Origin of the sequence: Pseudomonas sp. Y24-6, from assembly GCF_020295325.1 — a bacterium.
GTDB classification, from domain to species: domain Bacteria; phylum Pseudomonadota; class Gammaproteobacteria; order Pseudomonadales; family Pseudomonadaceae; genus Aquipseudomonas; species Aquipseudomonas gregormendelii.
Window position 1 is genome coordinate 253,125 of the sequence record NZ_JACBXG010000011.1, and the last position, 9,866, is coordinate 262,990.

8 protein-coding genes and 1 pseudogene are annotated in these 9,866 nt (G+C 57.9%); 5 read left to right on the plus strand and 4 right to left on the minus strand.

The genetic code is table 11. The features are described from left to right. Positions 1-283 precede the first annotated feature (283 nt). Both HYI44_RS21400 and HYI44_RS21405 read left to right on the plus strand, forming a co-directional pair. Positions 284-1,873 carry an ABC-F family ATPase gene (locus HYI44_RS21400; protein WP_122840511.1) on the plus strand — a complete coding sequence of 530 codons (1,590 nt, stop codon included), beginning with the start codon at positions 284-286 and terminating at the stop codon, positions 1,871-1,873. Positions 1,874-2,111: 238 nt separating this feature from the next. After that, positions 2,112-3,299: an MFS transporter gene (locus tag HYI44_RS21405; RefSeq protein ID WP_225570452.1), complete on the plus strand. Its 1,188-nt coding sequence runs from the start codon at positions 2,112-2,114 to the stop codon at positions 3,297-3,299. 19 nt (positions 3,300-3,318) lie between these two features. Here the strand turns inward: HYI44_RS21405 and HYI44_RS21410 are convergent, their stop codons facing one another. The 3 genes from HYI44_RS21410 to HYI44_RS21420 all read right to left on the minus strand — a co-directional run bounded on the left by HYI44_RS21410 (position 3,319) and on the right by HYI44_RS21420 (position 6,163). After that, the gene (locus HYI44_RS21410) at positions 3,319-4,356 is read right to left on the minus strand and encodes an alpha/beta hydrolase family protein (RefSeq protein WP_122840512.1); all 1,038 of its coding nucleotides are present in this window, start codon (positions 4,354-4,356) and stop codon (positions 3,319-3,321) included. A gap of 166 nt (positions 4,357-4,522) precedes the next feature. Then, positions 4,523-5,134 (minus strand): FMN-dependent NADH-azoreductase, encoded by a 612-nt coding sequence (locus HYI44_RS21415; RefSeq protein ID WP_225570453.1) that lies wholly within the window; start codon positions 5,132-5,134, stop codon positions 4,523-4,525. Positions 5,135-5,236: 102 nt separating this feature from the next. After that, positions 5,237-6,163 (minus strand): SDR family NAD(P)-dependent oxidoreductase, encoded by a 927-nt coding sequence (locus tag HYI44_RS21420; RefSeq protein ID WP_225570454.1) that lies wholly within the window; start codon positions 6,161-6,163, stop codon positions 5,237-5,239. 187 nt (positions 6,164-6,350) lie between these two features. On the opposite strand from HYI44_RS21420, the gene HYI44_RS21425 reads away from it, so the two are divergent. Further along, positions 6,351-7,271: a LysR family transcriptional regulator gene (locus tag HYI44_RS21425; RefSeq protein ID WP_225570455.1), complete on the plus strand. Its 921-nt coding sequence runs from the start codon at positions 6,351-6,353 to the stop codon at positions 7,269-7,271. 118 nt (positions 7,272-7,389) lie between these two features. On the opposite strand, the gene HYI44_RS21430 is transcribed toward HYI44_RS21425, so the two are convergent. Continuing rightward, complete coding sequence (locus tag HYI44_RS21430; protein ID WP_225570456.1) at positions 7,390-8,259, minus strand: SDR family oxidoreductase; 870 nt, start codon at positions 8,257-8,259, stop codon at positions 7,390-7,392. 116 nt (positions 8,260-8,375) lie between these two features. Here HYI44_RS21430 and HYI44_RS21435 point away from each other — a divergent pair, with 116 nt between their 5' ends. Together HYI44_RS21435 and HYI44_RS21440 are read left to right on the plus strand one after the other, a co-directional pair. Further along, positions 8,376-9,314, plus strand: coding sequence for a LysR family transcriptional regulator (locus HYI44_RS21435; RefSeq protein ID WP_122840517.1), 939 nt, complete (start codon positions 8,376-8,378; stop codon positions 9,312-9,314). 221 nt (positions 9,315-9,535) lie between these two features. Further along, a pseudogene (locus HYI44_RS21440) lies at positions 9,536-9,811 on the plus strand (LysE family translocator); the annotation flags it as partial. Positions 9,812-9,866: the final 55 nt, after the last annotated feature.

The window sequence follows — 9,866 nt, forward strand, 5'->3', positions numbered from 1 at the left end:
CGCCAAAGCACCCGCGCGGCCTTAATGCCCTATCGTTTAAGGTGCCAGACCAGTACAATCGCCGCCAAACATTACGCGCCCCCCTTGGTTGATGACGGGAATACCCCCCGTTTCAGCGCACTTCGACTCGGGCCAAGCGCTCCATATGCTGCTGTCCACTTATTGCCAGATGGACCTTCCGCTTCTGACCGGGATGCATTTCCGTGGTTTGAATACCGGAAACGGGTACTGAATCGGTACTGCCGCAACCCTAGCTACTCTGAATGCTTCGCAGGAAAAACCTTTGATCTCTACAGCTAACATCACGATGCAGTTCGGCGCCAAGCCGCTATTCGAAAACGTTTCGGTCAAGTTCGGCGCGGGCAACCGCTACGGCCTGATCGGCGCCAACGGCTGCGGCAAGTCGACGTTCATGAAAATCCTCGGTGGCGACCTCGAACCGTCCGGTGGCCAGGTCATGCTGGAACCGAACGTGCGCCTGGGTAAATTGCGCCAGGACCAGTTCGCCTACGAAGAATTCACCGTGATCGACACCGTGATCATGGGTCACGAAGAGCTGTGGAAGGTCAAGGCCGAGCGCGACCGCATCTACTCGCTGCCGGAAATGACCGAAGAAGACGGCATGGCCGTGGCTGAGCTGGAAACCGAATTCGCGGAAATGGACGGCTACACCGCCGAATCCCGTGCCGGTGAACTGCTGCTGGGCCTGGGTATCGGTATCGAGCAGCACTTCGGCCCGATGAGTGAAGTGTCCCCGGGCTGGAAACTGCGGGTGTTGCTCGCCCAGGCGCTGTTCTCCGATCCTGAAGTGCTGCTGCTCGACGAACCGACCAACCACCTGGATATCAACACCATCCGCTGGCTGGAAAACGTGCTGACCCAGCGCTCCAGCCTGATGATCATCATCTCTCACGACCGTCACTTCCTGAACAGCGTGTGTACTCACATGGCTGACCTGGATTACGGCGAGCTGCGCCTGTTCCCGGGCAACTACGACGAGTACATGACCGTGGCGACCCAGTCCCGCGAGCAGCTGCTGTCGGACAACGCCAAGAAGAAAGCGCAAATTTCGGAACTGCAGTCGTTCGTCAGCCGCTTCTCGGCCAACGCCTCGAAAGCCAAGCAGGCCACTTCCCGCGCCAAGGCGATCGACAAGATCCAGCTGGCCGAGGTCAAGCCATCGAGCCGCGTGAGCCCGTTCATCCGTTTCGAACAAACCAAGAAGCTGCACCGTCAGGCCGTCATTGTCGAGCGCATGGCCAAAGGCTTCGACGGCAAGCCGCTGTTCAAGGACTTCAGCTTCCAGGTTGAAGCCGGCGAGCGCGTAGCGATTATCGGCCCGAACGGCATCGGCAAAACCACCCTGCTGCGCACCCTGGTCAACGAGCTGACGCCGGATGCCGGTACCGTGAAGTGGACCGACGCCGCGGAACTGGGCTACTACGCCCAGGACCACGCACACGACTTCGAGGACGACTGCAACCTGTTCGACTGGATGGGCCAGTGGACCCAGGGCGGCGAGCAAATCGTTCGCGGCACCCTCGGCCGCATGCTGTTCTCCAACGACGAGATCCTCAAGTCGGTCAAGGTGATCTCAGGTGGTGAGCAAGGTCGCATGCTGTTCGGCAAGCTGATCCTGCAAAAGCCGAACGTGCTGATCATGGACGAACCCACCAACCACTTGGACATGGAATCCATCGAGGCGCTGAACCTGGCGCTGGAGAACTACCCGGGCACGCTGATTTTCGTCAGCCACGACCGCGAGTTCGTATCGTCCCTGGCAACCCGCATCATCGAGCTGAGCCCGAGCGGCGTGATCGACTTCAGCGGCACCTATGACGATTACCTGCGCAGTCAGGGCGTGGTGTTTTAAGAGCAGCTATTAGTTTCAAGCTGCAAGTTGCAAGTAAAAGCCCTGTCCTGGTGACGGGGCTTTTTATTGTTTGAAGATCAAAAGATCGCAGCCTTCGGCAGCTCCTACCTTGGAATGCGCCCTCTGTAGGAGCTGCCGGAGGCTGCGATCTTTTGATCCTGATCGTTAGCCTGCTTCCTTTTATTTCTCGCCCGCGCCATGATGCATCTCTCCCTCCGCCGCCCGCGAACGAGCCCTCATGTCTGTGCAGCAACTGCCACCGCAAAGCTCCATGGCGATCACCCTGCAGATCGTCTCCATCGTCTTTTACACCTTCGTCGCTTTCCTGTGCATCGGCCTGCCGATCGCCGTGCTGCCGGGCTACGTCCATGACCAGCTGGGGTTCAGCGCCATAGTCGCGGGCCTTACCATTGGCTGCCAGTACCTGGCTACCCTGCTCAGCCGGCCGATGGCCGGGCGCATGTCGGACACTGTCGGTACCAAGCGGGCGATCGTCTACGGGTTGTCGGGCATTGTCCTGAGTGGCCTGCTGACCTGGCTGTCGACACTCCTGCAAAGCACGCCGCTGCTGAGCCTGCTAATCCTGATTGCCGGGCGTTTATTGCTGGGGATCGCCCAGGGCCTGATCGGCGTCGGCACCATCAGCTGGTGCATGGGCCAGGTGGGCGCTGAACACACTGCGCGCTCCATTTCCTGGAACGGCATCGCTTCCTATGGCGCAATCGCCATCGGTGCGCCCCTGGGCGTGGTGATGGTCGGCCAGCTGGGTTTCGCCAGCCTGGGAATCGCCCTGTCATTGCTGGCGGGGGGCGCGCTGTTGCTGATTCGCAACAAACCTTCAGTACCAGTGATCCGCGGCGAGCGCCTGCCATTCTGGGCGGTGTTCGGGCGGATTGCACCGTTCGGGGCCAGCCTGAGCCTGGCGTCGATCGGCTATGGCACGCTGACCACCTTCATCACCCTGTACTACGTGAACCGTGGCTGGACAGGTGCGGCGTATTGCCTGACGGTGTTCGGCGTGTGCTTCATCCTGGCCCGGGTGCTGTTCATTTCCAGCATCAGCCGTTTTGGCGGCTTCAATTCAGCTATCGCCTGCATGTGCATTGAGGTTGTGGGGCTGGTATTGCTCTGGTTCGCGCCCTCCACTGGCTATGCCTTGCTCGGCGCAGGGCTGACGGGGTTCGGCCTGTCCCTGGTGTACCCGGCGCTGGGGGTGGAGGCGATCAAGCAGGTACCAAACTCCAGTCGCGGCGCGGGCTTGAGTGCCTACGCGGTGTTCTTCGACCTCGCTCTGGCGATAGCCGGGCCATTGATGGGTGCCATCGCATTGAACCTGGGGTATTCGTGGATCTTCTTCTGCGCAGCCCTGCTGTCAGCGACAGGACTGGGACTCACTCTGCTGCTCAAACGTCGGGCAATGGCTTAAGCCTTATATCGCGCAGGTATCATTGATCAGCGGTTTGCATACCCGCCCGATTCGGCTTGGACAGCGTGCGGGAAAAGAACCGGCCAGCCTCGCCAATCAGGTTGCGATGAATGTCCTCGCGGTTAACGCCATCTGCATCAGTGCACAGTGCTGGCATGGCGGCAATCTGCTCATCGTTGCACGGGGCCATGAACACGAAATGCCCGGCGCCAGCCAGCAACTTGAAATCCGGTGCGATTGGCAGTTTGCGTGCCAGGGCGGCGGCATTTTTGTCAAAGGCCACCAGCTTGTCTCCGTCACCGCTGTAGAGCAGCACTGGCACATGCACGTCAGCCAGGGTGTGCCGGCCGAACTTGAGGCTCAACGGCGCCATCAGGAGCAAGGCGTGTACTCTTGGGTCGGCCACCGGTTGCAGGTCATCGCGATCGACGATCAGCTCGCCCTGGGTATTGCAGGCGTCACGATCATCCGGGCGCTCCTGGCAATAACGGCGCAGGCGATCCAGATCAGGGGTTGCACCGGAGAGTATCAAGGCCGTTTCACCGCCCGCCGAATAGCCGATCACCCCGACCTGCCCGGCATTCACGAATGGCGCCAGCATCGGATCGCCCAAGGTTGCGGTAATGGCTTCGGAAATCTGCAGCGGCCGGCCGTACAGATTGCTCAGGGTACCCAGACGACTGTGGTCGGTTGAGTTGTCACCCGGATGGATAACCGCCACCACCACAAAGCCCTTGCGCGCCAGCGAAGTCATCAGGTCGTGCAAGGCCATCGGCGTGCCAGTGTTGCCATGGGACAGCATCAGCATCGGGTAACGCCCGATGGCCACCCGGGTATCCTCACCCGCTTCGACCGTATAACCCTCCAGGCGGCTGGAATGCTCCTTGTCGCTTGAGGGGTAGAACGCGATGGCACGCATCGGCTGCAAGTCCAGAGGGTCGAGAAAACTCATCTCGTGGTAGCCGACGCTCCAGCGCGGGTGCAGTGCAGGTGCTGCCTGCACCCAATTAAGGCTGCCGAGCAGGACCAAGAGTAATGCTGCACAAAGACGTACCATGGAACGCCCTACCTGTTGGCTTGCGGCGACGATGACCCTTGACTGCACGAGCTGGGCCAACTTGTGACACAGCCAGAAACAAAAAACTCCGTACCTGGCGCTTGCGCTTCCAGAATACAGAGTTTTTTAGCGATTGCCTGAGCTGTTTGAGCTCTTTACGCAAGCCTTACGCAGCGGCGAACAACTGCTCACTGATGCGCACGTGTGCGTCATTCATGGCTTTGGTACGCACTTCGTCACCGTAGGCCAGGCCTTCGGCACGCACGAACTCGATGTCGGTGATACCGAGGAAACCCAGCAGCAGCTTCAAGTACTCTTCATGGGCTACGCCGCTGGCCTGGCCGGCATGCAGGCCGCCGGAGGTCGACACGATCACCACTTTCTTGCCGCCGCACAGGCCTTCAGGGCCGGCTTCGGTATAGCGGAAGGTCTGGCCAGCTACCGCGATGCGGTCGATCCAGGCCTTGAGCTGGGTTGGAATCGTGAAGTTGTACATCGGCGCGGCAATCGCCACCGCATCGGCCGCGAGGAATTCAGCCAGGGTAGTGGCGCTCAGGTCGGCCTCGTGCTGTTGCGCGGCATTGCGCAACTCGGCGGTGGTGCCGGCCGCAACGAGGGTGGTGGCGGAAAAATGGCTGATGGCATCGGCGGCCAGGTCACGGTAGGTCACCACGGTGCCTGCTTCAGCGCCCTGCCAGGCCTTGACCACTTCGCTGCTCAGCTGACGGGAGGCCGAGTTGTCACCCAGAATGCTCGAATCGATATGCAACAGTTTCATAAGGGATCTCCAAGGTGAGGATCGCCAGCCGGCGATCTGATGGAGTAAATCCTACAGGTGAAACCAATAGCCGATTAGTCAGCAACAATGCGATTGATCGTCTCACCTATAGAACAATCCGACGGTCATCCGCGTGGCAACTTCCCACAACCGCTGCGCGTTATCAGGGTCAACGGCATAAGCTGCAACGCCCATGTAATCGGCAGGCCGTTTGGTGACTATCAGGGCCTCATTACAGTCCTCGAAATAACGACCACCAATGCCTTCCAACAACGGAGACGCCGCAAGCAGTACCGATGTCGCAGCACCTTGTTGCACGTTCTTCTGACGTTCAATTGGGGTCTTAAGCCCACCGGTATGTTTCTGAAGGTTGGTCGCGATTGCCCCAGGGTTCAAAGCGTTAGCGAAAATGCCTAGCTTCGCCCAGCGACGGGTGATCTCTACGGCGATGAGCGCGCATGCTGACTTTGCCTGGGCATATGATGCGTACGCATCGTATGTGCGGAAGTCAAAATTGATGTCGTCGAAAACGACTGGCCCTAGAAGATTAGCGTTTGAGCTCAACGAAACAATTCGGGCGCCTTCGGCTTTGATCAGGGCGTCCTGCAACCCAAGCACAAGCGCAAAATGGCCAAGAAAGTTGGTTGCAAACTGCATCTCCCAACCCTGCGATGTCAGCTCCCGCTGGGGAACGGCCATGATCCCTGCGTTATTGACCAGGATATCAAGTGGCTCTGACCACGACTCAGCAAACGATTTCACAGAGGACAGATCTGCCGAATCGATTGAGCGGATATCAATGGTACCCCTGCCCCCAGAGCGCAGTTCGGCGGCTACCGATGCCGCCGCCTCCGGACGCCGTACTGCAAGCGTCACGTTTGCGCCGGCATTGACCAATGCGCGCGCTGTCTCGATACCGATACCGGAGGCCCCGCCCGTTACGATTGCACGTTTACCAGCGAGGTCAACCCCTTCCATGACCTCTTGTGCGGTTGAATGAAACCCGAACGGTGTCGTGATACGCGTCATGAATTATTCCTCACATGTTTAATGACCGCTGAGTCGAACTGACTTGCCGGATCACCGGATGACCGGGATGCCACAGTCCACGCTATGAAGCCCGACCTGCGTAAAGTTGTTGTGGACCAAGATAAGCCTCAGCACTGTCGCAAACAATCAGGCTAATATCGGATGAACTGATGCAGGAATTAGCACAATGCAGAAATCCGGCCTTCTCGAACTGAACGCCGTAGTCGCCGTTTCTACTCACCGCAGCTTTCGTCGCGCGGCCGTGGAATTGGGAATGTCGCCATCAGCACTCAGCCATGCGATCGCTGCACTGGAGAAACGCCTTGGCGTGAGGTTGTTCCACAGAACCACGCGAAGCGTTTCTCTGTCTGAAGCCGGGGAGCAATTTCTGGTTCGTGTGCAGCCCGCTCTGCGTGATATATCCGCGGCCATGGAGGCGGTAAGCGAGTTCCGCGATACACCGGCCGGAACCCTACGCCTGAACACCTCCGAAGGTGCTGCGCAAATGGTGCTGACGCCAGTGGTATTGGAGTACCTAAGGCGTTATCCCGACATGCGGGTAGACATCGTTACCGATAGAAGTCTGGTTGACATCGTTGCTGGTGGATTCGACGCCGGCATACGGTTGGCGGAAAGCGTTCCGCAGGACATGATCGCCATTGCGATCACTCCCCCGCTCCGTTTCGCGGTGGTCGCTTCCCCCCAGTACTTCGCGAAATGCAAAAAACCAAAGGTTCCGATAGACCTGCTCGCACACAACTGCATACGCGTGCGCTTTCCCAGTGGTTCAATCTACAAATGGGAATTCGAGAAGCGCGGTGAACAGCAATCAATAGATGTCAGCGGGTCGTTGACGCTCGACAGCCACCACTTGATGCTAGAGGCTGCTTTGCAAGGCGCCGGCATAGCCTGGACTAATGATTTCGCTGCTTCTGCTCATATTGCGTCCGGAAAGCTCATTCGAGTGCTGGAGGACTGGACACCTTCGTACCCGGGACTGCGCCTTTACTATCCTGCGAATCGCCATATGCCGGCGGGACTGCGGGCTTTCGTCAACGTCGTCCGTGAGCTTGTGTCGGCGGATTCGATCGCTAAAAAGAAAGTCTGAGCTTTTACGCTCAGACCGGGAGCGCTTCTGCATCTGCCTCTCTTGGCATGACGTAATACTTCTTTCATGCAAGCGCAATGCTCGACTTGTTCGCGCTGCAGGATAGCCAACTGAACCGTCAGAACTTGAAGGCATCTCTAACGATGTCCTCAAGATCTTTGGGCTTTCGACCTAGCAGTTCTTCAAGGGTACGACTGGTTTGATCAAATGCGCCTTTCTCGATAGCGCGATACCAATCGCCAATGAAGGTCGCGACATGAGGTGGCCAACCTTCGGCTTCGCGGGCGGCGATGAAGGTTCCGGTCGAGATTGGCTGATAATGGACGGCTTTACCGGTTATGCGCGAGAGCGCGGCGGCGATGTCTGCGAACGACCAGGTTTGTCCGCTATTGAGCAGATAAGCTCGATGCTCGTGACCCGGCTGACTGAGCAGGGTTGCCCCGCCTTCAGCTAGTTCATCAATGTTCGTCAGGGCCACCCGCCCCTGACCGGCGGGTGCGCTGAAGCCCTTCTGCGGAGCATCTTTGCCGATGTACATCGCAAGCACGTCGGCATACAGCGGATGCCGGACGATGGTGTAATCCAGCCCGGATGATTTAAGCATCGCCTCTGTTTCGAGGTCGCTGGCAGTGACACCCTCAATAGGACAATAGTCATCGCTAACGCGCTGAATGCTGGTGTAGAACACATGTCGAACACCCGCCATACGTGCCGCATGAATGACGTTCCTGTGTTGCCCCACCCGATCGCTGAAAGCAACGGCTGACACCAGGTAGATTTTTTCCACCCCGGCGAAGGCATTGACCAGGGATTCGACGTCAGTGTAATCGCCCAGCCGCACTTCGACGCCCAGGTCCGACAACCACTGCGCTTTGCTCCCCTCTCGAACCAAGGCGACGACATCCGACGCAGGCACCTTCCGGACCAGTGAGCGCACTACTGCGCTACCCAGCTTACCGGTCGCGCCGGTGATTAACATTTTGCCCATTACGCTCCACCTGTTTTGAGTGTGAAATTCAGTCGGCCACCACTATGGGCTCATATTCACCACCAAATTAGTCATCAATCAGTAGAATCAGCTTCAACCAAAAGTTGGAGATAAGCGTGGACAGTTTGGGCAACCTGGAATCATTTGTAAGAGCCGCCGAAGCTCGCAGTTTTTCCGAAGCGGCTCGGCGGATGGGCATTTCCGCCGCGGCAGTGAGCAAAAACATTGCCCGCCTGGAAACAAAATTAGGCACCCGACTGTTTCAACGCAGCACGCGAAGTCTGTCCCTTACCGAAGCCGGTGAGGCGCTATATGAACAGGTGGCGGGTAGTGTCGAAACGATTCAAGGCGCAATGGCTCAACTCGGCGACTCACGCGATGTGCCCGCCGGTCGGCTGCGGGTCAACATGTCTCCGTCCTTCGCCTACGACTATGTGCTCCCTCTGCTGAAAACGTTCAAGCAACGATATCCCTGCGTTGTGCCCGATTGGCACCTCGAAATCCGACGCGTTGATTTGATAGGTGAAGGTTTTGACGTTGCGATTGGCGGCGGCCTGGAATTAAGCCCGGGCGTCGTGGCACGCGAGCTGGCCAAGCTACACCTCGTCGCTGTAGCGGCTCCGGAGTGGCTCCAAGGCAAGCCATTGCCCGTTGTGCCAGCGGACTTGCAGGGCCAGGATGGCATTGTCGTGCGATCGACCGACACTAACCGATTACGCACCTGGACGTTGCGCAGTTCGGCTGACGAAACCTTTGATCTGAGCCTGAAACCAACAGCCATCATGAATGATCCGCAAGCCTTGTGCATGTGCGCCCTGATGGGGCTGGGCGTGGCATTGGTGCCACTGGAGCGAGCATGGCCCTGGTTACAGCGGGGTGAGCTGATTCGGCTATTACCGCAATGGTATGTCGATCTGGGCTCAATCTCCGTCTACTACTCGGCCAGAAAAGAACTGCCAGCTAAAACACGCGTCTTCGTAAACTTCCTGATTGAACATTTCCAAGGCACGCTGAGTGATCACTTCAGCGCCATGGAAACTGATAAAGGGAAGTAGCGGCACGCCCTGGCGGTCCCTTCCTGGCATAAGCCTGGCAAGAGCCCAGCCGCCCAAACCTGATTTGCGGAAAACGATCAGTTGGCATACAGGCACCTGTTCTAATTATCAAAGCGCAGATTCTGCCAAAAAACGTAGATTTGGGAGTTCAATACGCAACCACCTGCCCTACCCCTTCCCTCTAAAATTGTCTCCCTCATCTCCTACCGAGCCACACGAATATGGAAGACAAAGCGCTGTACCTCCTCGCGCTCGCGATGATTTTTCTAATGCCCGGTCCGGACATGATCCTGCTACTTCAAACGGGTGCGAAACAAGGTAGAACCGCAGCGCTGGCGACTGCGCTCGGGCTCGCGTTGGCGCGTGCCTGCCATGTGGCTCTGACCGCTATGGGATTGGCAACAATGTTTAAGGTGCTACCTTGGACTTTTGATATCGTCAAATATGCAGGAGCAGCCTATCTACTTTGGATAGGGATTCAGATGTTCAAAACCAGTGGCAAGAGTGCACCTGTAGTGGTCAACTAATCCCGGACACGACGTTAAGTTTTTC